Raw genomic sequence first — 23,796 nt, 5'->3', positions numbered from 1 at the left:
TCCTTGCCATTCGCGGCGCGCCTCGCATTGTTGCCGGCGCGCCGTTTTTTATTTCAGACGCCATGCAAATCGACCATCTCCGCCAGCGCCTGCGCGCCCTGGGCGCCAAGCCCCTGCACGAACAGCGCGTGCTGCGCGACTGGATACAGGGCCAGCCGCACGACCAGGGCCGGCGCCGCGCCGAAGACTTTTTGCCGCTGCCCGTGCGCGACGCCTTGCCTGCGCTCGACCTCGAACTGCAGGGTATGCTGAAACTGCTCAGCACCCATCCGGGTGCCGACGGTTCGGCGCGCCTGCTGGTGGGGCTGCACGACGGCCAGACGGTGGAAAGCGTGCTGCTGCCGCGCGACGGCCTGTGCGTGTCGAGCCAGGTCGGTTGCGCCGTCGGCTGCCAGTTCTGCATGACGGGCCGCGACGGCTTGATCCGGCAAGTGACCAGCGGCGAGATCGTCGCCCAGGTGGTGCTGGCGCGTACCTTGCGCCCCGTGAAAAAAGTCGTCTTCATGGGCATGGGCGAACCGGCGCATAACCTGAACAATGTGATGGAAGCGATCGAGCTGCTGGGCACGGAGGGCAATATCGGCCACAAGAACCTCGTGTTCTCCACCGTGGGCGACCCGCGCGCCTTCGAGCGCCTGCCGCAGGGGCCAGTCAAGCCGGCGCTGGCCCTGTCGCTGCACACGACGAAGCCGGCGCTGCGCGAACAGCTGCTGCCGCGCGCGCCCAAATTATCCCCGCGCGAGCTGGTGGACTTCGGCGAAGCGTATGCGCGCCTGACCGGCTATCCGGTGCAGTATCAATGGACCCTGATGGAAGGCGTCAACGATGGAGAGGACGAGATGGATGGTATCGTTGCGCTTTTGCAGGGCAAATACGCGGTGCTCAACATGATCCCGTATAACACCATCGATGACTTGCCGTTCAGGCGCCCCAGCTGGGGCAAGGCGCGTGCGATCGCCGCCGCCCTGCACGCGCGCGGCGTGCTGACCAAATTGCGCGATTCGGCCGGTCAGGACGTGGAGGGGGGCTGCGGGCAGTTGCGGGCGCGCGAAGCGAAGGGCAGGGTCATTCCCATCCGTGCCAGCGTGACGGCGTAGGTCGGATTAGCGGAGCGTAATCCGACATTCGCCCATACGCCAACAATGAAGTCGGATTACGCGGTGCCCGCTAATCCGACCTACTCGGCTCACACCCCACCCAGCAAATCGTTCTCATTCAATATCGCAAACGCGATCTCGGGATGCGCGGCCAGGCAGCGGCGCACGGCGGCGGGAATGGCGGCGCGCGTCTTGCGGCACAGGCCGGGCCGCTCCAGCAGGCGGATCTGGAAGCCGCGCACGGTGCGCACTTCGCCGCTGCCGGGCTCGATCTGCAATTCCACGCCCAGGTTGCTCTTCAACAGCAGCTGCAGCTTCTGCAGTTGCGCATACGTGGCGATGTCCTCGATGTGCGCCAGCAGGCGCTTTTCCTCCGTCAGGTTCAGACGCAGGATGGCAAGGTCCGCCTGCCGATCGTCGAGCAGGCGCTCGCGCTCGCAGTCGCACAGCTGCGGCGGGCACTCCTTGCGGACTTCAAAATCGGCGATGCGCATGCTGGTGTTCCAGTGACGTTCCAATGGCGATCCGGTATCAATCAAGTATCGTCCGCCGCCTGGCGCATGTCAATCAGCGCGGGCTGACGATCAGGCGCCAGCGGATGGCGCCCTGCTCGCTGCTGTGCTGGTGGTGGTTTTGCGGCGGCATGACGTGGCCTTCCGTCGAGACGATCTCGTGCGCGCAGCCATCGCAGCGGTAGATGCCCGAATACGGCACGGCTTCGCCGGGCGAGGTCAGTTCATCGAAACGCGGGTGCATGGAGCGGGCCACGTAGCTGGGGTTTTTGTAGTCGGCCATGGCTTCCTCGGGGAGTGGATAATGGCCCATTTTGGCACACAATCGTGCACGGCCTTGACGGCGTGTCTTGGCGCGCGCGCCGCCCTGTGTTGTAATGTTGATCATTTCATTTGAACACGCAAGGCCATGAGAACCCGCATCAAGATCTGCTGCATCGCTTCCATCGACGAAGCACAACTGGCCATTGCCGCCGGCGCCGACGCGCTGGGCCTGGTGGCCGCCATGCCGTCCGGTCCGGGCCCGATTCCCGACGCGCGCATCGCGCAGATCGCCGCCTGGACGCCACCGCCCGTGGCCACCTTCCTGCTGACGTCCGAGACGACGGCGGCAGCCATCGCCGAACACGTGCGCGCCACGCAGCCGTCCACCGTGCAGATCGTCAGCCATATCGATCCCTGCGAAGTGGCGCAGCTGGCGCGCTTGCTGCCGCACGTGCGGCGCGTGCAGGTGATCCACGTGGAAGGGCCCGAGGCGTTGGCGCTGATCCCCGCCTATGCGCCCCATATCCACGCTTTTTTGCTCGACTCGGGCCGCCCCGGCGCGGCTGTGCCGGAGCTGGGCGGCACGGGCCGCACGCACGACTGGTCCGTCAGCGCGCGCTTCGTGCGCGCCAGCCCCCGTCCCGTCTTCCTGGCCGGCGGCCTCGATGCGAACAATGTGATGGAGGCGCTGCGCCAGGTACGCCCCTACGGCATCGACCTGTGCTCGCGCGTGCGCACGGACGGCCAGCTCGATGTCATGAAGCTGGCCTTGCTGATGGCGGCCGTGCGCGACGTGGATGCGGCGCTGTATGCGGAAGGCTAAGCCGCCGTTGCCGACGCGTTCATCTCGCGCACGAACGCTTCCGTAAACGCGGCCACCATGCCGCTGGCCGCGCGCGGCGAGATCAGGCCCACGACGGAATGCGATTCCTCGTCCGGCAGGGCGATAAAACGCACGCCGGGCGGCGCCACCAGGCGCATGCTGTCGGGGACGATGGCGATGCCCATATTGGCTTCGATCAGGTTCAGTTGCGACGTCTTGCGCGACAGCGCGCGCGCCGCCTTCGGGAAGAATCCCTGCGCCAGGCACAAGCCCGCCACCAGGTAGCTCAGGCCCCCCCGGTCCTTGTGCGGGATCGAGACGAACGCTTCGTCGCGCAGGGCGGCGATCGTCGTGCGCTCCAGCGCGGCCAGCGGCGAGGCCGACGACACGGCCACCACCAGCTTTTCCGCGTACAGTTCGCGCACGACGATGTTGGCGTGCTTGCGCAGGGTGGGCAGGCGCACGAGGCCCAGGTCGGCGCGGCCTTCTTCGATGTCGGCCGCCTGGTTTTCCGACGAGCCTTTCGACACGTCGAGCGAAACGCCGGGGAATTGCGCCAGCAGCCGGTTCAGCACGGCGCCGATGGCGGGCGTGAGGGTGACGGAGCTCGAATGCAGCAGGCGGATGATGCCTTGCGCGCCTTGTCCCACGTGGCGCGTCTGGCGCACGGTTTCCTCGATGTCGTCGAGAATGCGCCTGGCGCGTTCATAAAACAGCTGTCCCGCGGGCGTCAGTTCGATATGGCGCGCGTCGCGCGTCAGCAGCAGGGCTTGCACTTCGCCCTCGAGCTCCTTGATTTGCCGGCTCAGGGCCGACTGCGCGATGTACAGCTTTTCCGCCGCGCGCGAGTAGCTGCCCGCATCGACGACTTCGACAAAGTAGCGGAACTGTCTGATGGAAATCAATCGTATGCCTTTTCGAGATCGGAGACTGCCTGATTTGATATTGGCCTGGCCCCGGCGTTCGCGCTACAGTGGCCTGGTCTGCTGTCACTGCAAAGGAAAGACCATGCTGGAATTGATCGGGGTGCTGGGACTGCTCGTCAGTATTATCGTAAAACTGATTTTCGTCCAGATCGGCGCGGCTGATGACGGTAAAGAGGATTGATAGGGAATTAACCCAACAGCGTGAAGCTGGGGTCAGTTCCTTCGGAATCGGAATACGGTCTATCAGACCGTATTCCCCCGTCGGGTCTGCCCCCGGATTGTCGCTAACATTGCCACGAAATTTTGCGGTGTCTCCACGGCTTGCAAATGACAATTCAATGCCACCCCATCCCACTCCGCCAACTGCTTGCCCGCGCACTTGAGCGCCGCCTCGCGCGCCGTCCATGCCTGCGCCAGGCGCCGCGGGCGTTGCGCATCGGGGCCGGCGGCCAGTTCCTGCGCCACTTGCGGCCCCAGATAGTCGCGTGCCAGAATGAACCAGTCGGCAATGTCCTGCACCCGCATCATGTCGATGCCGACGGGACCATGCAGGCCGATGGCGGCCAGCGACAGTCCTTCGTCATGGCTGAACGACAGGCTGGCCGCGCGGCCGGCCAGCAGCAAACGGGGAGGGGCGCCCGGCGTCGACTCCACTGTAATCGCCCCGATGTCCAGGTTTTGCCACTGTGCCGCCGCTTCGCGCACGGCCTGGCGCAGGTGCGCGCGTGCTTCCATGCGAAATGGCGGCGGCACGATGCCGATCGCCAGCACGCCGTCTCTTGACAAGAGCACCGTAAAATCCATCAGCTGCAATCAGCTACGCAAAGGCGCGGCCGGACATCCCGCCCAGTTGCTGCCGGCGGGGATGTGCTCGCCCTTCATCACCAGGGTCAGCGGTCCCAGGCGCGCATTGTCGCCCACCTTGGCGCTGTACAGCACGGAGCTGCGCGGGCCCATGTAGACGCGCTGGCCGATTTCCACGTGGTCGATCTTCATCACGCGGTCTTCGAACAGATGCGTTTGCGGGCAGGTGAGCGCATTCAATTCGCTGTAGTCGCCGATGTGCACGCAGTCGAACTCCGTGATGTCCGTCGTATCCATGTAGACGCCGCGGCCGATCTTGCAGCCGAACAGGCGGAAGGCCAGCGGCAGCCACGGCGTGCCGCGCAGGTAGCGCATGAAGTTGGGCACGGCGATGCCTTCATACAGGTTGGTCACGCCTTCGGAAAGCCACACGAACGGCGTCCACATGGGCGCCGCGTGCTTGCGGTAGCGTCCCAGCAGCAGCCACTTGAACAGCACGACGACCAAAAAATTGCCGATGCCGTAGGCGATGCCGGCGATCGCCAGGTCGCTCACCACTTCGCCCCAGCGTCCGGCGCCCGCGATCGGCATCACGTCCAGCACCAGCGTATAGCCGACGGCGATCACCACGGCGTGCGGCGCGACGATGCGGAACGCTTCGATCAGGCTGCGGCCCAGGCGGCGCAGCAGCGATGGCTTGAACGTCAGGTGCTCGGCAAAGCCGCTGACCTGTTCGCGCGCGGGCAAATGCATGGGCGGGGAACCCAGCCAGGTGTCGCCGCTGTGCATCTGCTCATTGCGCGGCGCGTGCGTGTGCACGCCGATCAGTACGTGCTCGGGCAGCACGGTGCCGTCCGGGATATAGCTGCCGTTGCCGACAAAGCTGCGGTGCGAGACGACGGTGGGGCGCATGGTCATCCAGCCGCCGTCGATCTGCTCGTCGCCCAGCATGACGGCGTCGGCGATGAAGGTGTCGTCGCCCAGGGTCAGCATGTCGGGCACCACGCCCAGCGCCGTGGAAATCTCCGCGCCCTTGCCGACCTTGGCGCCCAGCAGGCGGTACCAGTACGGCGCGTACACGGTGGCGTAGATGCCGTGCAGGACGTTCAGGCTCGATTCCTGGATATGGCTGACCAGCCACTTGGCGCAATAGATATTGCTGTGCACGGGCGAGCTGCCCGGTTTCAGGCGCGGCAGCGCGCCCCAGCGGATGGCGGCCGACAGCAGGGCCGTGAGCACGATCAGCACGGCGCTGGCGGGGAAGGCCAGCAGGAAATAGCGGGCCAGCTGGGTCGTCACGTCGCGCCCCTGCAGCCACGGCATCATTTCGCGCTCGTCGAACCAGTCGATCAGCACGAAGCTGGGGAAGACTGGCATGAAGAACAGCACGGCGATGAGGACCATGCCGAAGCAGAAGAACATGGTTTCGCCCGTCAGGCGCAGGCGCGAGACGGCGGGGCGCGGCGGCTGGCTGGCCCTGTCATAGGGGCCGATGTCGCGCGCGGGCGACCCCGTCCAGACGCGACCGGCCGGCACCGAGGCGCCGTCGGCCAGCGCCGACTGGCCCTCGAGGTGACCGAAGGCGCCCACTTGCGTATTGCCTTCCAGGATAGCGTAAGAGCTGATGCAGGCATCGTCGCCGATGCTGATCCGGCCCAGCAGCAAACGGCCCCGTTCCACCCTGGCGTTTTCAAAGTTGACGGCATTGCCCACGCTGACGTTGTCGCCGATGGACAGCAAGTCGGGCGCGCGCAGGGTCATCGAGCCGATGACCACTTCCTTGCCCACTTTGGCGCCCAGCGCGCGCAGCCACCAGCTGTTCAGGGACGAGCCGCTGAGCAGATACGCGGGCGCCGATTCGACCAGGCGGTCGGCCAGCCACCAGCGGTAATAGGTGAAACCCCAGAGCGGATAGCTGCCCGGCTTCAGGCGCCCGGCGATCAGCCACTTGCCGGCAATCGCGATGGCAAATTCTGCCAGGGTCGCGAGCAAGAACACGCCGATCGAGGCGGCGATGGCGCGCGGCACGGTGTCGCCCGTGTCGCCCGTGAAGAAGTGGTAGGTGAAGAACGGCGCCATCCACTGCGCCATGCGCAGGGTGACGAGGCCCGGCACGGCCGCTGCCTGGGCCGCGCCGCAGACCCAGCGTTTCCAGGCCGATGGCGGCGTCCAATCCGCTTCCGGCGTGGCCAGCGCGGGCACTTCGTTCAAGACGGCGGCGATCTTGCCGATCTGCCGGTTCTGGTAAATGTCGCGCACCGTCATGTGGGCGTAGGCCGGATCGGCGCGCAGGGCGGATGCCAGGCGCGCGGCCAGGAAGGAGTGGCCGCCGAGGTCGCTGAAGAAATCCAGCTGGCGCAAGATGGCCTGGCCCGGGAACAGCTTGGCCAGGGCCGCGAACAGGGCCGCTTCGGCCGGCGTTTCCGGCACGTCCGAGACGCCCGCCTCGCCGGCCTGCGGCGCGGATAATGGCATGGCTTTCAAGGCCTTCCTGTCGATCTTGCCCGAGGTGAGGCGCGGCATCAGCGGCAGCAATTCAAAACGGCCCGGCACCATGTAGGGCGGCAAATGCAGGTTCAGGGCCGCGCGCAGGGTTTTCGCCGCCAGGGCGTCGCCGGGCGCCTCGTCGCTGCCGACGATGTAGGCCACCAGCTGGTCGATGCCGTCATCCTTGCGCAGCAGGACGGCCACCGTGCCCACGCCCGGCTGCTGCGCCAGCACGGCTTCGATCTCGCCCAGCTCCACGCGGAAGCCGCGTATCTTCACCTGGTCGTCGGCGCGGCCCAGGCACAGCACCTGGCCGTCGGCATCGATGCGTGCCAGGTCGCCCGTGCGGTACAGGCGCGCGTCGTCGTCGCTGCTCGCCCACGGGTTGGGCAGGAATTTTTCCACCGTCAGGTCGGGCCGGCCCAGGTAGCCCTCGGCCAGGCCGGGGCCGATGATGCACAATTCCCCCGTTTCGCCGCGCGCCAGCAATGTCAAGGGACGGTTTTCGCCCGGCTCGGCCACCTGCAGCACCAGCAAGCCGTAGTTGGGCAGCGGCGTGCCGATGGTGACGGGTTCGCCGGGGCGCAGGCGCGCCAGGCTGCACGAGACGGTCGCCTCTGTCGGGCCATAGGTGTTGAACATGGCGCGGCCCGGGCGCGACCAGCGCTCGACCAGGGACTCGGGGCACATCTCGCCGCCCAGGTTGATCAGGCGCAGGCTCGGTACTTCCTCGGCGAACAGGGCCAGCAGGGTCGGCACGGCATGGAGAACGGTGACCTTGTTCTCGGCCAGCGCGCGCGGCAAGGCTTCCGGGTCGCCCGAGATTTCCTTGGGACCCAGCCACAGGGTGGCGCCCACCAGGTAGGCGATCCAGATTTCCTCGAACGACATGTCGAAGGCGACGGAAAATCCCTGGTAGACGGTGTCGCTTTGCGTCACTTCCAGCACGGCGTTTTCGCTGCGCAGGAAGTGGCAGATGCTGCGCTGATTGATCAATATGCCCTTGGGCTTGCCCGTGGAGCCGGACGTGTAGATCACGTATGCCGGGTGTTCGGGCAAGACTGTGCCGCGCGCGGGCAGCAGTTCGCCCGGCGCGGCAGGGGCCAGCAGGCTTTCCGCCGTCCATACGGGACGCTCGATGCCAGCCTGCTCGAGGCGCGGCGCGAACTGTGCGCAGCTGACGACACCGGCACCATTGGCGTCATCGAGACACACTTGCAGGCGCTCGACGGGCGTGTCTTCATCGACGGGCAGCCAGGCGGCGCCCGCCTTGGCGATGGCCGCCTGCATCAGCAGCAGAGGGGCGCCGCGCGGCAGCCACAGGCCCACGATGTCGCCGGGCTTGACGCCGGCCGCCACCAGGCGCGAAGCCGCCAGGCCCGCCTGCGCATCGAGTTCGGCATACGTGATGCTGCGCGCGCCATCGATCAGGGCGATTTGTTCGGGACAGCGGCGCGCCGTCGCTTCCAGCAGGTCGGCCAGCACTTCCTCGCGCAGCAGATCCGGTCGCGGCGGGCCGTACAGGATGTCGGCGTGGGTGGAAGGGATGTCTGGGCTGACTGCGGTGAAATCGTTCATGGATGACGCTTATCTGTAATGCGGTGTGAGGAATCTGACGGGCTGCGCATGGTGCGCGGCACAGTTGATACATTACAGCACACAAGACATTTCAGCGTTGCAGAACGGGGAATTTTGCGGGACTTTCAATAATTATGTGGCTGCACGATCAACTGCCATGATTACGGAATGTAAAACGGGGAAACATGGCGCCGATTTGCGCCACAGTAGCCGCCGCCGGATAGCCGTGCAGGGGGCGGCCGGACAGCGCCGCGTCCGCGCAGCCTTCGGCGCGGAACTGCTGCAGCACGTAGTTGTCGACGCCGTTGGCGGCCAGGGTGGCGGCCAGGGCCAGCAGCTGTTCGTCCGGCAGCAAGTCCGGATGGGTGGTGGTGCGGCATTCGTAGGCGACGCCGCTGGCGAGGATGGCGTCCAGGCAGGCGCGCGCCGGGTCGCCGCTGCCGGCCACGCGGGTCACATGACGATAGTCGGCAAACGGCGCCTTGATGTCGAAGCCGACCCAGTCGACCAGGGGCAGCACTTCCTGCAGGCGCTGCGGATAGATGCAGGCCGTGTGCAGGCCGATGCCGAAACCCAGCGCCCTGACGTCCAGCATGGCGCGCGCCAGCGCCGGGTCCATGCATGCCTCGCCGCCGCTGAAGACGACGGCGTCGACGAGGCCCACGCGGCGCCGCAGCCAGGTCAGTACGTCCTGCCACGGCATGGCGCCTTCGGGCGTGCGCGCCTGCAAGTGCGGATTGTGGCAATAGCCGCAACGCCAGGGGCAGCCCTGCACGAACACCACGGCAGCCAGCTTGCCCGGGTAGTCGGTGGCGGAAAAGGGCGTCAGGCCGCCCACTTTCAACTCAGCCATGGCAGGCCGGCTGGCCAACCCGGGCGCTCGCTTCCGTAAAATACTGGCGCTCGTGGAATTCGCCCTGCTTGCCGATGTTGAACGAGGCGACGGGGCGGTGATAGCCCATCACGCGCGTCCAGATTTCGCAGCGCTGGCGTTCGCTGTCGAGCAGGGTGATGGCGGGAGTGAAGTCGGGACGTGCGTTCATGGCGTTTCCTCAAGTGATGGAGCAATGTGGGCCTGCTTGCGGGCGATCAGCTCCGCGTCGCAGGTGGGGCAAAATTCATGTTTGCCGGCCAGGTAGCCGTGGCGCGGGCAGATGGAAAACGTGGGCGTGACGGTGATGTAGGGCAGCGAGAAGCGGCTCAGGGCGCGTTTGACCAGCTCGCGGCAGGCGTTCGCGTCCGACAGCGCTTCCGTCATGTACAGGTGCAGTACCGTGCCGCCCGTGTACTTGCGCTGCAGCGCGTCCTGCAATTCCAGCGCTTCGAACGGGTCGTCCGTGTGGCCGACGGGCAGTTGCGACGAGTTCGTGTAATACGGATTGTCGACGGTGCCGGCCTGCAGGATGGCGGGATAGCGCTTGCGGTCTTCGCGGGCGAAGCGGTACGTCGTGCCTTCGGCCGGCGTCGCTTCCAGGTTGTACATATGGCCCGTCTCTTCCTGGAAGGCCACCATGCGGGCGCGCACGTGGTCGAGCAGGCGGATCGCCAGCGCATGGCCCTCGGCGGACGTGATGTCCCAGGCGTCGCCGCTGAAATTGCGGATCATCTCGTTGATGCCGTTCACGCCCAGGGTGGAAAAGTGGTTGCGCAGGGTGCCCAGGTAGCGCTTCGTGTACGGGAACAGGCCTTGCTGCATCAGTTCCTCGATGGTGCGGCGCTTGATTTCCAGGCTGGTCTTGCCCAGTTCCAGCAGGCGGTCCAGGTCCGCCATCAAGGCCGCTTCGTCGCCGCGCCACAGGTGGCCCAGGCGCGCGCAGTTGATCGTCACCACGCCCAGGGAGCCCGTCTGCTCGGCGGAACCGAACAGGCCATTGCCCCTTTTCAGCAGTTCGCGCAAGTCCAGCTGCAAGCGGCAGCACATGGAGCGGATCATGTTCGGCTTGAGTTCCGAATTGATGAAGTTCTGGAAGTAGGGCAGGCCGTAGCGGGCCGTCATTTCGAACAGACGCTCCGCGTTTTCGCTATGCCAGTCGAAATCCTCGGTGATGTTATAGGTGGGGATGGGGAAGGTGAAGACCCTGCCCTTGGCGTCGCCCGCCATCATGATCTCGATGTAGGCGCGGTTGATCATGTCCATTTCCGCCTGCAGCTCGCCATAGCTGAAATCCATTTCCCGGCCGGCGATGACGGGAATCTGCTCGCGCAGGTCGTCCGGGCAGACCCAGTCGAAGGTGAGGTTGGTGAACGGCGTCTGCGTGCCCCAGCGCGACGGCACGTTGAGGTTGAAGATCAGCTCCTGCATGTACTGGCGCACGTCTTCATAGCACAGGCTGTCCTTGCGGATGTAGGGCGCCATGTAGGTATCGAAGGAGCTGAACGCCTGCGCGCCGGCCCATTCGTTTTGCAGGGTGCCGAGGAAATTGACGATCTGGCCGATGGCGCTCGACATGTGTTTCGGCGGGCCCGATTCGATCTTGCCCGGCACGCCGTTCAAGCCTTCGTGCAGCAGGGTGCGCAGCGACCAGCCGGCGCAATAGCCGGCCAGCATGTCGAGGTCGTGGATGTGCAGGGCCGCTTCGCGGTGCGCCGCGCCCACTTCCGGCGGATACACCTGGTCCAGCCAGTAGTTGGCGATGACCTTGCCCGATACATTGAGTATCAGGCCGCCCAGCGAGTAACCCTGGTTGGCGTTGGCGTTGACCCGCCAGTCGCGCCGGTCCAGGTATTCATTGATGGATGCGGCGACATCGACCTGGCCGCGTGTGGGGGAAACTGCATTTGTCGTCATGAAACCTCCAATAAACACAACATGCGGTGTTTTTATGGAGATTAATCACTAAATATAGTGGAGTCAAAGGGCGCGTGCAGTTGCGTGACGAATCCTTGATGCAGGTGAAAAAACCACGTCAGCCGCTTTTGTTCCAGCGCGTTTCGCGCAGGATCAGCCAGCTCGCGCAAAAGAACGCGGCGCCGCAGGCGGCGACGCTGGCGACGGAGGCGGGCAGCACGTGCATCCAGATTTCCAGCGGCGTGTAGGTGCTCCAGCTGGCCACGCGCGCGTCGAAGGTGACGTAGTTCGCCAGCAGCCAGTAGACGGCCAGCAAGCCCGTGCAGATGGCGGCCTGACGCAGCAGCGGCATCTTGCGGCGCGCGAACACGGCCAGCAGGAACAGCAGCAGCACGCCCGGATACGCGCCCAGCACTTCCGGCGACAGCACGGAGATGGTCCCTGCGTCATAGCCATCGGGCGGCCCGGCCCACTGCACCTGCAGCGCGGTGAGGAACAGGGTGAGCAGGAAAATCAGCAGCGGTTTGCGGGTCATGGCGGGCAATCGGATAGGGAAAAAGTGGGGCATTTTACAGCCAGGTCAAGCAAGTTGAACGCGCGCCAGCCATGCATGCATTCCTTCACCTGTGTCAAGGACTGGGCGGTATGGGCGGGGCTATAGTCTGCACCCTGAGCCGATACAGGACTGTGAACATCATGATGCTTGAATCAACTACCGCCACCCGCGTGGCCGGACCGCTGGAACTGGTCTGCCCCGCCGGCAGCCTGCCCGCCTTGAAAGCGGCCGTCGACAATGGCGCCGACACCGTGTACCTGGGTTTTCGCGATGCCACCAATGCACGCAATTTCGCCGGCCTCAATTTCGACGAAAAGGCCATCGCCGAGGGCGTGCGCTACGCCCACCAATATGGACGCAAGGTGCTGCTGGCGCTGAATACCTATCCGCAGCCGCACAACTGGGCCGTGTGGCGCAGCGCCATCGACCGCGCCGCGCAAGCCGGCATCGACGCCATGATCGTGGCCGATCCGGGCTTGATGGCGTATGCAAGCGAGCATCACCCGCAGCTGCGCCTGCACCTGTCCGTGCAAGGCTCGGCCACCAACTACGAAGCGATCAATTTTTACCAGGAACACTTCGGCATCGCCCGCGCCGTGCTGCCGCGCGTGCTGTCGATGGCGCAGGTCGAGCAACTGATCGCCAAGACGGACGTCGAGATCGAGGTCTTCGGCTTCGGCAGCCTGTGCGTGATGGTCGAAGGGCGCTGCGCGCTGTCGTCGTATGCGACGGGCGAGGCGCCGAACACGCACGGCGTGTGCTCGCCGGCGAAATCCGTGCGCTGGCTGGAAACGCCGAACGGCCTCGAATCGCGCCTGAACGGCGTGCTGATCGACCGCTACGCACCGGGCGAAAACGCCAGCTATCCGACCCTGTGCAAGGGGCGTTTCGAAGTTAACGACGAAGAGTATTACGCCATCGAGGAGCCGGCCAGCCTGAACACGCTGGCGCTGCTGCCGCAGCTGATCGCCATGGGCGTGCGCGCCGTGAAGATCGAAGGGCGCCAGCGCAGCCCCGCGTATGTGGCGCAGGTGACGCGCGTGTGGCGCGAAGCGATCGACGCCTGCCGCGAAGGCAATACGCGCTACGCCGTCAAGCCGGGCTGGATGGCGGCCATGGACAAGCTGGCCGAAGGCCAGCAGCACACCTTGGGCGCGTATCACCGCTCCTGGAAATAGAGGATGAACATGTTAAAACTATCTTTGGGTCCCTTGCTGTACTACTGGCCGCGCGCCACCGTCTTCGAGTTTTACCAGCAGATCGCCGGCACCGCCGTCGATATCGTGTACCTGGGCGAAACCGTCTGCTCGCGCCGGCATGAGCTGCGCCTGGCCGACTGGCTCGATATCGCCGACATGCTGGCCGCCGCCGGCAAGGAAGTGGTGCTGTCGACGCAGGCGCTGATCGAGGCGGGCGCCGAACTGGCCACCCTGCGCCGCATCACGGGCAATGGGCGCTACGGCGTCGAGGCCAACGACATGGGCGCCGTGCATTGCATGGAAAAGGGCGCGTCCTTCGTCGCCGGTCCCCATTTGAACCTGTTCAATGGCCCCAGCCTGCAACTGATGGCGCGCATGGGGGCGCGGCGCTGGGTGATGCCGCTGGAAATGGGGCAGACGGCGCTGGCCGAGATGCAGCGCCAGAAACCGGAAGGGCTGGAGACGGAAGTGTTTGCCTACGGCCGCATGCCGCTGGCGTTTTCCGCGCGCTGCTTCACGGCGCGCAACCGCAACCTGCCGAAGGACGACTGCGGCTACAGCTGCCTGGAAGAGCCGGACGGGCTGCTGCTGCGCACGCGCGACGAAGTGCCCTTCCTCGTACTGAATGGCACGCAGACGCAGTCGGCGCTCGTCTATAACCTGGTGCGCGAACTCGACGCCATGCGCGACATGGGCGTGTCGGTGGCGCGCATCAGTCCGCAAGCCATGCACACGGAACAGGTGATCGCCATCTTCGACCGCGCCCGCCGGGGGCAGGTCAGCGGCATCGGCGCCCAGGCCCAGCTGGCGGCCTGCCAGCCGGCCGGCGCCTGCGACGGCTATTGGCACGGCCAGCCCGGCATGGAACAGCACGCCGCCCATTGAACGCATCGAAAGGAAGACTATGCAAGATCAACTGGAAAGATTACCCGTCCCGGTCCCGGCCAAGCCTGCCATGAGCAAGCCCGCCGTGTCGTACCGGCTGCCCGAACCGCTGGCAGAATTGCTGTCCAAGCTGCCGCCGTATCCCGCCTCCTGGCTGTTCGTGCAAGGCTTGAACCGCCTGCTGGCGCCGCAATTGCCCGACGACGTGCGCTGCAGCCTGGAAGGGCGCAGCCTGCGCTTGCGCTTGCTGGACGCCGGTATCGCCTTCGATTTCGAGTGGCAGGGCACGGTGTTTGTAGCCGAGCGCTATGTCGACGTGCCGGACCTGTGCATCGCCGCCAGCGTGCATGACTTGATGCTGCTGGCGCGGCGCCAGGAAGATCCGGACACCCTGTTCTTCAGCCGCCGTTTGAGCCTGGAAGGCGATACGGAGCTGGGCTTGCTGTTCAAGAATACGCTCGATGCCATCGAATTGCCGCCGTTCGACCTGCAGTCGCTGGGACCGCGCCGCGTGCTGGCGCATTTGCGCGACCGGGGCGCGCGGGGAGGCTGAGCGGAAATGGGGGAGGCGGGCGCTCAGTGGCGGCAGTGGCCGCAGGCGCCGCTGCACGATGGCAATTGTTCTTCATCGGACGCCTCGCCCATGAAGCCGGCGTCGTTGACGGCGGCCAGCAGGCGTTCCTGCGTGGCCAGGCGTTCGTCAAATTGCACCGTGGCGCCGTGGCGCGCCAGCGAGACGCAGACGGTGGCCACGCCCGTGACGGCCTCAAGTGCGCCCGTCAATCTGTCGGCGCAGCCTTCGTGATCCATTCCAATAATATTCAAGCGCGCTGTCTGCATGTGGTCCTCTTGTTTTTCAGATAAAAAAAACAGCGTAGGCGAGGGGCGCGCATGCCGTCCAGAGCAGCACGCAAGATTTATTTTCTATTTGCGGTTTTATTGATCTGGATTAATTCGCACCGCTCCACTTCCGCCTGAATTGCTGTTGTTTTGTACACAGTTTCCATAATCCAGTCGACAAGCGTGCCCTGCTGCGCGATACTGTCATTCTGATAAGAACGCTGATGAAAGCGCTGGAAAGGAGGGGCCATGCAGCGCCGCCCCCTGCTCATGCTTGCCGGCCTGTGGCCGTTGGGCGCTGCCGCCGCCGGCACGTCGCCGCCGCTGCCGCTCGTGTATCCGCGCCATCAGGCGCTCGATGATCCGCAGCAAGGTTATGTGACGGCCTTGCTGCAACAGGCGCTGTCGCGGTCGGGCCAGGCATATGCCTTGCGCCGCTCCGCACTGCGCATGGTGCAGACGCGCGCCATGCAGGAAATCGCCATGGCGTCGGGCAGCGTCGATGTCGTCTGGGCCATGACGAGCCGGGCGCGCGAAACGCAATTGCTGCCGGTGCGCATACCGATCGACCGCGGCCTGATCGGCTGGCGCGTGGCCCTGATCCATGCCCGCCAGACGCAGCTGCTGCGCGGCGTGCGCAGCGTCGCCGCCCTGGCGCGGCTGTCTGCCGGCCAGATGCGCGACTGGCCCGACTGCGCCATCCTGCAGGCGAACGGCTTGCGCCTCGATACATCGAGCACCTACGAAGGCCTGTTCCAGCAGCTGGCGGCGGGGCGCATCGACTACTTTCCCCGCTCCGTGATCGAGGCCCAAAGCGAGCTGGCCAGCCACGCGCAATTGCCGCTGGCGCTAGACACCCATCTGGTCATCCGCTACCCGGCCGCACTGTACTTTTTTGTCGGCAAGCACCGGCCGGAACTGGCGCGCCACATTGAACTGGGACTGGAAACCATGCTGGCCGATGGCAGCTTTGCGCAGCTGTTCCAACGCCATTTCGGCCGTCTCGCGCAGGGCCTGAATCTGTCCCGGCGTTACGTGCTGGAGTTGGTCAATCCGGACCTGCCGGAAGAGACGCCGCTGGCGCGCAAGGCACTTTGGTATCGTCCAAATCATTACTAATGGTTTAGTTGAGCTATGTCAAACGACTGCTTCAATCGTGCGCAGGATGTTTGATAAAACGCAAAGCGAGTTCAACAGAACACCTGTTGACACTTGTAAAATTTTCACCGAACATGATTCCTCGTAACAACTTTTCCCCAGTGCAAACCTCCATGGCATGTGCTGCGCGGGATCCTGTACGCCCGTTCAATCGCCAGCGCTTGCCAGCCAGGGAACGGGTAACCAACCGTCTCTTTTCGAAGGTTCGCTCATGCTCGATTCGATCGCGTCGGTATTGCACCAAGTGCCGGAATTGGCCCTGTTCCTGGCGCTGGCGCTGGGCTACGCGGTAGGGCAGATACGCTTCGGCCCGATCCAGCTCGGCGGCGTGTGCGGCACCCTGATCGCCGCGCTGCTGATCGGCCAGTTGGGCATCACGCTGGATGCCAGCGTCAAGAACGTTTTCTTCATGCTGTTCATCTTTGCCCTCGGCTACGCGGGCGGTCCCCAGTTCTTTGCCAACCTCAATGCCAAGGGCTTGCGCCTGGGTCTGCTGTGCCTGATCGAAGTGGTGGTGGTGCTGGCGCTGGTGCTGCTGGCCACGCGTTTCCTGGGCCTGGACCAGGGCACGGCGGCCGGCATGATGGCGGGCGCGGCGACGGAATCGGCCGTCGTCGGCACGGCCACGGACGCGATCTCGAAGCTGGCGCTGCCGGCGGCCCGCATCGCCGAGCTGCAAGCCAATGTGGTCACCGCGTATTCCATCACGTATATCTTCGGCCTGATCGCCATCGTCATCGTCACCAGCCAGATTTTTCCGCTGTTGTTGCGCGTCAATCTGCGCGAGGAAGCGGACAAATTATGGGAAAAAATGGGCGGCGCGCAGGCGGGCGCCGACGATTTGCAGGCGACGCCGGAAATGGTCGGCCGCGCTTACCGCATCAGCCGGGGCGCGGGACGCCGCCTCGATGCCTTGCAGCATATTTTTGCGGGCCGCGCCAGCATCACGCGCGTGCGCCGGCATGGCAAGGTCTTGCCGTTGGAGCCGGCACTGCGCCTGCGCAATAACGACGAAGTGCTGGTGATCGGCCACCGTCCCGCGCTGGTGGCGGCCGAAGCCATCCTGGGCGAGGAATTTGCCGACACGACGGGCTTGAACATGGCCGTCGCCGCCGTCGAAGTGGTGCTGCAGCAAGCCGCGCTGGTCGGCCAGCCCCTGCGCCAGCTGGCCTTGCCCACCGGCGTGCATGTGGCGGCCGTCATCCGCGGCGAGCACAGCATGCCGCCCTTGCCCGACCTGGCCCTGCAGCGCGACGACGTGCTGCGCCTGTACGGCACGACGGAAGGACGCGAACTGAACACGGCGCTGTCGGCCATCGGCAAGCGCGTGCCCACTGGCGACCGCAGCAATATCGTCTACGCCAGCATCGGCATCGTGCTCGGTGTGTATATCGGCGGCTTTACCGCCAAGCTGGGCGGCATTCCGTTTTCGCTGGGCACGGGCGGCGGGGCCTTGCTGACGGGGCTCGTGTTCGGCTGGTACCAGGCGAGAAAACCTGGCATGCCGGGCATCCACTCCAGCGCGCTCGACATGATGAAGGATATCGGCCTGGCCACCTTCATCGCCTGCGTCGGCCTGGCGTCGGGACCGCAGGCAATCGAGCTGGTGCGCCAGTACGGCTTGTCGCTGCCCGTGATGGGCGTCTTGATCGCCGTCATCCCCGCCTCGCTGTCGTTGCTGGTGGGCCATTTTTTCCTCAAGCTGGAAGCGCCCGTGCTCTTGGGCGCCATCGCCGGCCAGCAGTGCAGCACCCCAGCCTTGTCGGCCGTGCAGAACGCGGCCGGCAATTCCACGCCCTTGCTGGGCTACACGATTACCTATGCCATCTCGAACGTGGTGCTGCCTCTGCTGGGGCCGCTCATCGTGGCCCTGGCCGGGTCCGTCCATGCATGAGCAGCTTGCAAGAGCACAGGCAGTAAAGAATTCCTTCAACACGAAAGGCGGTCCGCATGGAATGGTTGCATGAGTTATTCAAGAAGTCGCCCGAAATTGCCTTGTTTCTCTCCCTGGCAGTGGGCTACTACATCGGCAAGATCAAGTTCGGCTCGTTTCAGCTGGGCGGGGTCGCCGGTTCACTGCTGGTGGCGGTCCTCGTCAGCCAGGTAGGCGTGGCCATCGATCCCGGCGTCAAGTCGGTGCTGTTTGCCCTGTTTATTTACGCGGTCGGCTATGAAAGCGGACCGCAATTCTTCAATTCGCTGGGGCGCCAGTCCGTGCGCGAAATCATCCTGGCCGTCGTGCTGGCCGTGACGGCGCTGCTGACGGTGGTCATCATGGCCAAGGTGTTCGGCCTGGACAAGGGCCTGGCGGCCGGCGTGGCGGCGGGCGGCTTGACGCAGTCGGCCATCATCGGCACGGCCGGCGATGCGATCACCAAGCTGGGCCTGGCGGCCGACGAGGTGGCGCGCCTGCAGGGCAACGTGGCCGTCGGCTATGCCGTCACCTATGTGTTCGGCTCGTTTGGCGCCATCATCGTTTGCGTCAATATCTTGCCGAAACTCATGGGTCGCACCATCCGCGAAGATGCGATCAAGGCGGAAACGGCGCTGCAGGCGGGCGTGCAGGTGCTGGGACCTGGCCAGACGCCGGCCGCGCCAGACTTGATCGGCCGCATCTATGACGTGGGTCCGGGTGCCGGCCGCACCGTGGAAGAGATCGAAAGCGCTCATCCGAACACGGCCATCACCATCGAGCGCGTGAAACGCAATGGCCAGATCATCGACGTCAGTCCGGACCTGGTGCTGGCCGCCGACGATATCGTGCTGCTGGTGGGCCGCCGCGAAGCCATGCTCAGCGTGTCTTCCCAGCTGGGCAAGGAATTGCTGGCCGTCGAAGGCATGGAACTGGTGATGCAGCGCCGCGACATGGTGCTGACCAACAAGGCTTACCACAACAAGACGGTGGGCGAAATCCGCAGCGCGACGGCGCCGGGCGTGCGTCACGGCATCTTTGTCGTGCAGCTGAGCCGCATGGGCAAGATCCTGCCCATGCAGCCGGAAACCGTGGTGCAGACGGGCGACGTGGTGACCATCTATGGCGCCGAGCAGGACGTCAAGCGCGTGGCGGCCGAAGTGGGCTACATGATCGTGCCGAGCGCCAAGACGGATTTCGTCTACATGGGCGCCGGCCTCGTCGTCGGCCTGCTGGTCGGCTTGCTGGTGGCGCGCATCGGTTCGATTCCGCTGACACTGGGCAGCGGCGGCGGCGTGCTGCTGTCGGGTCTCGTGTTCGGCTGGTTCCGCGCCAAGCGCCAGACCTTCGGTTACATGCCCAGCGGCGCCGTGCAAATCCTCAAGGATCTGGGCCTGGCCGGCTTCGTTGCCGTCGTCGGCCTCACGTCCGGCCTGCAAGCCGTGCAAACCGTGCGCGAACACGGCCTGACCCTGTTCGGCGTGGGCGTCGTGGTGACCATCCTGCCGATGATTCTGACCATGCTGATCGGCCGTTACGTCTTGCGCTATGACAACGTGGCCGTGTTTGCGGGCGCCTTGTCCGGCTCGCGCAGCGCCAATCCCGCGTTCGGCGAAGTGCTGAACGCGGCACAAAACTCGATTCCCACCGTACCGTTTGCCATCACATATGCCCTGGCCAACGTTTTCCTGACCTTGCTGGGGCCGCTGATTGTGGCCTTCGTCTGAGTCTGCATGTATGTGCAAGCACCTTTGCAAGAACCCTCAAAATTATCAGTCTGATAAGGAGTAGCAAAAATGGATTTCAGTAACCCAAGCAAACTCGCCCTGTTGAGCCCCTTCGAATTGAAGGATGCGCTGATCCAGACGGCCAAGCAAAGCAACCGCCTGATGCTCAATGCGGGTCGCGGCAACCCGAATTTCCTGGCTACCACGCCGCGTCACGGTTTCTTCCAGTTCGGCCAGTTCGCCATGACGGAAGCGGAGCGCTCGTATGTGTACATGGACGACGTGGGCGGCTTTCCCACGCGCGAGGGCATCGAGGCGCGCTTTGAAATCTTCGTGCGCAAACATGAGGGCAACCCGGGCGCGCATTTCATCGAGGCGGCCGTGTCGTATGTGCGCGACCAGCTGGGCCTGAGCGCGGGCGACTTCATCTATGAGATGTGCGAAGCCATCCTCGGCTGCAACTATCCCGTGCCGGACCGCATGCTGCGCCTGTCCGAAAAAATTGTCGGCCAGTATATCCACCGCGAAATGATCGGCGACCATCCATTCGTCGGCAACTTCGACATGTACGCGGTCGAGGGCGGCACGGCGGCCATGACCTATCTGTTCGCCAGCCTGAAATCGAACCACATCATCCAGGAAGGCGACACGATCGCCCTGGGCATGCCGATCTTCACGCCCTACATCGAGATTCCTCAGCTGAACGATTACAAGCTGAACACCGTGCACATCGATGCGCCGCAATCGAACAACTGGCAATTCACCAAGAAGGAGCTGGACAAGCTGCTGGACCCGAAAGTGAAAGCTTTCTTCCTCGTCAACCCCAGCAATCCGCCTTCCGTCAAGATCGATGACGAGACCCTGGAATACATCGCCAAGATCATCAAGAAGCGCCCGGACCTGATCATCTTGACCGATGACGTGTATGGCACGTTTGCCGACAATTTTGTCTCGCTGTTCGCTATCTGCCCGTTCAACACCATCCTCGTATATTCGTTCTCGAAATACTTCGGCGCGACGGGCTGGCGCATGGGCGTGGTGGCCACGCATGAGAACAATGTGCTCGACGACAAGATTGCCAAGTTGCCGGAAACCATCAAGAAGCAGCTCGATGCGCGCTATCACTCGATCACGACGGAGCCGCGCGAACTGAAATTCATCGACCGCCTGGTGGCCGACAGCCGCACGGTGGCGCTGAACCACACGGCTGGCCTGTCGACGCCCGTGCAGGCGCAGATGACCTTGTTCTCCTTGTTCTCGCTGATGGATGAAGAGCAAAAGTACAAGCAGTCGATGAAACGCATCGTGCTGCGCCGCAAGGAAGCGCTGTATCGCGAACTGGGCTTGCCGATGGTGCACGACGCCAATTCCGTGCGCTACTACCATCTGCTGGACATGGAATCGCTGGCCGCGCAGATGCATGGCGTGGAGTTTTCGCAGTGGCTGCTGAAAAAACTCAAACCGAACGAAGCGCTGTTCCGCCTGGCCGAGGAAACGGGCGTCATCCTGCTGCCGGGCCGCGGCTTCGGCACCACGCATCCGTCCGGCCGCGTCTCGCTGGCCAACCTGAACGAATACGACTATGCGAATATCGGCCGCGCCATCCGCAGCATGGCGTCCGAGTTCTTTGCCGTGTTTGAAAAGGAAAAGGGCGGCAAGAAGGCGAAGAAGTAAGCCGCTAGAAGCTTAGGCTGACAAAAACGGGCGCCCCGCATGAGGCGCCCGTTTTTGTCTGTCAGCTTGCGTAACCAATAGTGCAGGCTGGAATGGACATCCATGGATATAATTGCTATTGTGAAAGTATAAACATGGCAACCCCGTGCTTTCCCCTCATTCATTGACTGGACGCTACATGGGCAGATTGCAAGGACATTTATCATTATTGCTGGCGAGCGCGCTGGGCGCGGCCATGCCGGCCCTGGCGGAACCTCTGACATTCAGCGAAGCGCTGCAGCAAGCGGCAGCCGCTTCGGGCGCCGTGCAGGGCGCCGCGCTCGACGTGCGCGCGAAGACCCTCAAGGCGGAGGCGCTGTCGAATATCGACGGTCCTTCCGTGGACTTGACGGCGTTTCGCGGCCGCCTGTCGACGGACTTGAACATCGATACGAGCGGCTTGTCCGGCGTGGTGGGCGGCATCGAATCGGTGCTGCCGCCGATTCCCGGCTTGCCCACGCCGCACATTCCCAACTCCCTGAACCGCGAAGTGGTGACGGACCTGACCTCGTTCGGCTTGCTGGGCATGTGGCCCATCTACACGGGCGGGCGCCTGGACGCCGTCAAGGGCCTCGCGTCGAGCCTGACCCTGGCCGCGCAGGCGGAGCGCACGGAAGCGGAAGAACAGCTGGCGACCCTGGTGGCGCAGCGCTATTTCCAGTTGCTGCTGGCGAAGCGGGTGGTGGCCGTGCGGGCCGAAGTGACGGCCGGCGTGACGCAGCACCAGCGCGACGCGGCCAGGCTGGAAAAGGGCGGCCTGATTTCGCGCGCGGAACGCCTGCGTGCCGACGTGGCCCTCGACAGCGCCCGCAGCGACGAGGCGCAGGCGCGCAGCGATGAGGAAATCGCCCAGGTGGCACTCGACCGTTTGCTCGCCGTCAATACGCAAGTGCGGCCCAGCACGCCCCTGTTCGTCAACAGCCTGCCGGTGGGTACCTTGCAATCGTTCATCAGCACGGGCATGCGCGAAAATGCGAACTGGAAAAAGATCGACAGCAAGCGCGTGCAGGCCGAGCAAGCCTTGAAGCTGCACGGCAAGGAATATGCGCCCACCGTGTTTGCCATCGGTAATTACAACCTGAATCGCGGCAACGAAAAACTCGTGCGCTCGAACTGGGCCATCGGCCTCGTCGTGGCCGTGCCGCTGGTGCACCGCATCAACACAGGCAAGATGATCGCCGCCGCCAAGCCGGACCAGGAGCGCGTGGAAGTGGTGGCGCGCCAGGCCGAGCGCGACATTCCCACCCTGATCGAAAAGAACTGGCGCGCGCTGGAAAACGCGCGCATCCAGTACCTGTCCACGGCCTCGTCGGTGGAGCTGGCGCGCGAAAATATCCGTTTGCAAACGGTCGCCTTCCAGCAAGGGCAAGTGACGTCGCTGGAAGTGGTCGACGCGCGCCTGAACCTGGCCAAGGTCGAGACCCAGCGCGCACAGACGGCCTATAACTATGTGATGGGGCTGGCGCAATTGCTGGAAGCGACGGGCGAGACGCAGCGCCTGGGCAGCCTGGCCGCCGCGGCCGATATCCAATTACCTGTGGACAAATAATAATGAGCACTTCCAAAAAACCATTGGCCATAGTCGCCGCCATCATCGTCCTCGGCTTCGTGGGCTGGGGCTTGTACCAGGCGTTCCAGCCGCAGCGCCTGCCTTTGCAGGGACAGATGGATGCGCAGGAAGTCAATGTCTCGTCGAAAGTGCCAGGCAGGGTGGGCCAGCTTTACGTCAAGCTGGGCCAGACGGTGCCGAAAGGCGAGCTGCTGTTCCAGCTGACGAGTCCTGAAGTGGATGCCAAGGTCGCGCAAGCGACGGCCGCCACGCAGGCAGCCGATGCCGTGGCGCAAAAGGCGCAAGCGGGTGCGCGTCCTGAAGAAATCGCCGCCGCGAAAGCCAACTGGGAGCGGGCGCAAACGGGCGCCACCATCGCCAGGACCACGTACACCCGCGTCAACAATATGTACGAGCAAGGCGTGATCGCGCAGCAGAAACGTGACGAGGCGCAAGCGCAATGGCGCGCCGCCGACCAGCTGGCGCAAGCGGCCCGCGCGCAATATGACATGGCGCAAAAAGGCGCCCGTCCGGAAGACAAGACGGCCGCCGCCGCCCAGGCGCGCCAGGTGGGCGCCGTGCTGACGGAAGCGCAGGTCGCCCTGGCGGAGACGAAGATCGCCGCCCCGGTGGCCGGGCAAGTCAGCAAGATCCAGATACAGCCCGGTGAACTGGCGCCGCAAGGCTTCCCCGTGATCACCCTGGTGAACCTCGATGACGCCTGGGCCGTGCTGCAGGTGCGCGAAGATGAAATGGCCGCGTTTGCCATGGGCAGCACGCATACGGCCAATGTGCCGGCCTTGAAACAGCAAGTGAGCTTCAAGGTCAGTTCCGTGGCCGTGCTGCCCGATTTCGCCACGTGGCGCGCGGCCCGCCCGGGCGGTACGGACTTGCGCACCTTTGAAATCCGGCTGCGCCCGGCCATCAAGGTCGAGGGCTTGCGTCCGGGCATGTCGGTCGTGTTTCCACCGCTCTGAT

At 64.6% G+C, this 23,796-nt stretch carries 22 protein-coding genes; 11 read left to right on the top strand and 11 right to left on the bottom strand.

What is annotated here, in order from left to right; genetic code table 11:
* The first annotated feature begins 62 nt into the window (after positions 1-62).
* A complete protein-coding gene (locus CSQ95_RS05210) occupies positions 63-1,097 on the top strand; it encodes an RNA methyltransferase (protein ID WP_099408756.1) in 1,035 nt (344 codons plus the stop codon).
* An 89-nt stretch (positions 1,098-1,186) separates the two neighbouring features.
* Here CSQ95_RS05210 and CSQ95_RS05205 read toward each other — a convergent pair whose 3' ends face one another.
* Positions 1,187-1,591 (bottom strand): hypothetical protein, encoded by a 405-nt coding sequence (locus tag CSQ95_RS05205; RefSeq protein WP_099408755.1) that lies wholly within the window; start codon positions 1,589-1,591, stop codon positions 1,187-1,189.
* Positions 1,592-1,664: 73 nt separating this feature from the next.
* Positions 1,665-1,892 (bottom strand): hypothetical protein, encoded by a 228-nt coding sequence (locus CSQ95_RS05200; protein WP_070218305.1) that lies wholly within the window; start codon positions 1,890-1,892, stop codon positions 1,665-1,667.
* A 126-nt stretch (positions 1,893-2,018) separates the two neighbouring features.
* On the opposite strand from CSQ95_RS05200, the gene CSQ95_RS05195 reads away from it, so the two are divergent.
* A complete protein-coding gene (locus CSQ95_RS05195; RefSeq protein WP_099408754.1) occupies positions 2,019-2,696 on the top strand; it encodes a phosphoribosylanthranilate isomerase in 678 nt (225 codons plus the stop codon).
* Here the strand turns inward: CSQ95_RS05195 and CSQ95_RS05190 are convergent.
* The 7 genes from CSQ95_RS05190 to CSQ95_RS05160 all read right to left on the bottom strand — a co-directional run bounded on the left by CSQ95_RS05190 (position 2,693) and on the right by CSQ95_RS05160 (position 11,814).
* Positions 2,693-3,601 carry a LysR family transcriptional regulator gene (locus CSQ95_RS05190; RefSeq protein ID WP_099408753.1) on the bottom strand — a complete coding sequence of 303 codons (909 nt, stop codon included), beginning with the start codon at positions 3,599-3,601 and terminating at the stop codon, positions 2,693-2,695. The two genes, CSQ95_RS05195 and CSQ95_RS05190, sit on opposite strands and share 4 nt — an antisense overlap.
* Before the next feature lie 264 nt (positions 3,602-3,865).
* A complete protein-coding gene (locus tag CSQ95_RS05185) occupies positions 3,866-4,414 on the bottom strand; it encodes a 4'-phosphopantetheinyl transferase superfamily protein (RefSeq protein ID WP_180278959.1) in 549 nt (182 codons plus the stop codon).
* Between the two features lie 21 nt (positions 4,415-4,435).
* Entirely contained in the window at positions 4,436-8,491 is a 4,056-nt protein-coding gene (locus CSQ95_RS05180) for a Pls/PosA family non-ribosomal peptide synthetase (RefSeq protein WP_099408751.1), read from the bottom strand.
* A gap of 148 nt (positions 8,492-8,639) precedes the next feature.
* Positions 8,640-9,344 (bottom strand): anaerobic ribonucleoside-triphosphate reductase activating protein, encoded by a 705-nt coding sequence (locus CSQ95_RS05175; protein WP_099408750.1) that lies wholly within the window; start codon positions 9,342-9,344, stop codon positions 8,640-8,642.
* The gene (gene nrdD / locus CSQ95_RS05170) at positions 9,337-9,534 is read right to left on the bottom strand and encodes an anaerobic ribonucleoside-triphosphate reductase (protein ID WP_070218300.1); all 198 of its coding nucleotides are present in this window, start codon (positions 9,532-9,534) and stop codon (positions 9,337-9,339) included. The genes CSQ95_RS05175 and nrdD overlap by 8 nt, the downstream gene beginning before the upstream one ends.
* Positions 9,531-11,279, bottom strand: a complete 1,749-nt coding sequence (locus CSQ95_RS05165) for a ribonucleoside triphosphate reductase (RefSeq protein ID WP_099408749.1) — start codon at positions 11,277-11,279, stop codon at positions 9,531-9,533. The genes nrdD and CSQ95_RS05165 overlap by 4 nt, the downstream gene beginning before the upstream one ends.
* Positions 11,280-11,397: 118 nt before the next feature.
* Complete coding sequence (locus tag CSQ95_RS05160; RefSeq protein WP_099408748.1) at positions 11,398-11,814, bottom strand: hypothetical protein; 417 nt, start codon at positions 11,812-11,814, stop codon at positions 11,398-11,400.
* 164 nt (positions 11,815-11,978) lie between these two features.
* Here CSQ95_RS05160 and CSQ95_RS05155 point away from each other — a divergent pair, with 164 nt between their 5' ends.
* From CSQ95_RS05155 to CSQ95_RS05145, 3 genes are read left to right on the top strand one after another with little or no spacing between them, the layout of a single operon-like run.
* Positions 11,979-13,013, top strand: a complete 1,035-nt coding sequence (locus tag CSQ95_RS05155) for a peptidase U32 family protein (RefSeq protein ID WP_070311960.1) — start codon at positions 11,979-11,981, stop codon at positions 13,011-13,013.
* A 9-nt stretch (positions 13,014-13,022) separates the two neighbouring features.
* The gene (locus tag CSQ95_RS05150) at positions 13,023-13,919 is read left to right on the top strand and encodes a U32 family peptidase (RefSeq protein WP_099408832.1); all 897 of its coding nucleotides are present in this window, start codon (positions 13,023-13,025) and stop codon (positions 13,917-13,919) included.
* Between the two features lie 19 nt (positions 13,920-13,938).
* Positions 13,939-14,472 carry an SCP2 domain-containing protein gene (locus CSQ95_RS05145; protein WP_099408747.1) on the top strand — a complete coding sequence of 178 codons (534 nt, stop codon included), beginning with the start codon at positions 13,939-13,941 and terminating at the stop codon, positions 14,470-14,472.
* 23 nt (positions 14,473-14,495) lie between these two features.
* On the opposite strand, the gene CSQ95_RS05140 is transcribed toward CSQ95_RS05145, so the two are convergent.
* Positions 14,496-14,759 carry a heavy-metal-associated domain-containing protein gene (locus CSQ95_RS05140; protein ID WP_071078113.1) on the bottom strand — a complete coding sequence of 88 codons (264 nt, stop codon included), beginning with the start codon at positions 14,757-14,759 and terminating at the stop codon, positions 14,496-14,498.
* Positions 14,760-14,836: 77 nt separating this feature from the next.
* The gene (locus CSQ95_RS29590) at positions 14,837-15,010 is read right to left on the bottom strand and encodes a hypothetical protein (protein ID WP_180278958.1); all 174 of its coding nucleotides are present in this window, start codon (positions 15,008-15,010) and stop codon (positions 14,837-14,839) included.
* On the opposite strand from CSQ95_RS29590, the gene CSQ95_RS05135 reads away from it, so the two are divergent.
* The 6 genes from CSQ95_RS05135 to CSQ95_RS05110 all read left to right on the top strand — a co-directional run bounded on the left by CSQ95_RS05135 (position 15,009) and on the right by CSQ95_RS05110 (position 23,795).
* Positions 15,009-15,878, top strand: coding sequence for an ABC transporter substrate-binding protein (locus tag CSQ95_RS05135; protein WP_099408746.1), 870 nt, complete (start codon positions 15,009-15,011; stop codon positions 15,876-15,878). The two genes, CSQ95_RS29590 and CSQ95_RS05135, sit on opposite strands and share 2 nt — an antisense overlap.
* A gap of 250 nt (positions 15,879-16,128) precedes the next feature.
* Positions 16,129-17,811 (top strand): aspartate-alanine antiporter, encoded by a 1,683-nt coding sequence (aspT, locus tag CSQ95_RS05130; RefSeq protein ID WP_099408745.1) that lies wholly within the window; start codon positions 16,129-16,131, stop codon positions 17,809-17,811.
* Positions 17,812-17,867: 56 nt separating this feature from the next.
* Entirely contained in the window at positions 17,868-19,556 is a 1,689-nt protein-coding gene (aspT, locus tag CSQ95_RS05125; protein ID WP_070218293.1) for an aspartate-alanine antiporter, read from the top strand.
* Between the two features lie 69 nt (positions 19,557-19,625).
* Complete coding sequence (locus CSQ95_RS05120; protein WP_099408744.1) at positions 19,626-21,230, top strand: bifunctional aspartate transaminase/aspartate 4-decarboxylase; 1,605 nt, start codon at positions 19,626-19,628, stop codon at positions 21,228-21,230.
* Positions 21,231-21,408: 178 nt separating this feature from the next.
* Entirely contained in the window at positions 21,409-22,818 is a 1,410-nt protein-coding gene (locus tag CSQ95_RS05115) for a TolC family protein (RefSeq protein ID WP_257217956.1), read from the top strand.
* A 2-nt stretch (positions 22,819-22,820) separates the two neighbouring features.
* Entirely contained in the window at positions 22,821-23,795 is a 975-nt protein-coding gene (locus tag CSQ95_RS05110; RefSeq protein ID WP_099408742.1) for an HlyD family secretion protein, read from the top strand.
* Position 23,796: the final 1 nt, after the last annotated feature.

The sequence above is a fragment of the Janthinobacterium sp. BJB304 genome, from assembly GCF_002735765.1.
GTDB lineage: Bacteria > Pseudomonadota > Gammaproteobacteria > Burkholderiales > Burkholderiaceae_D > Janthinobacterium.
This window is presented reverse-complemented; position numbering and strand designations above follow the sequence as displayed.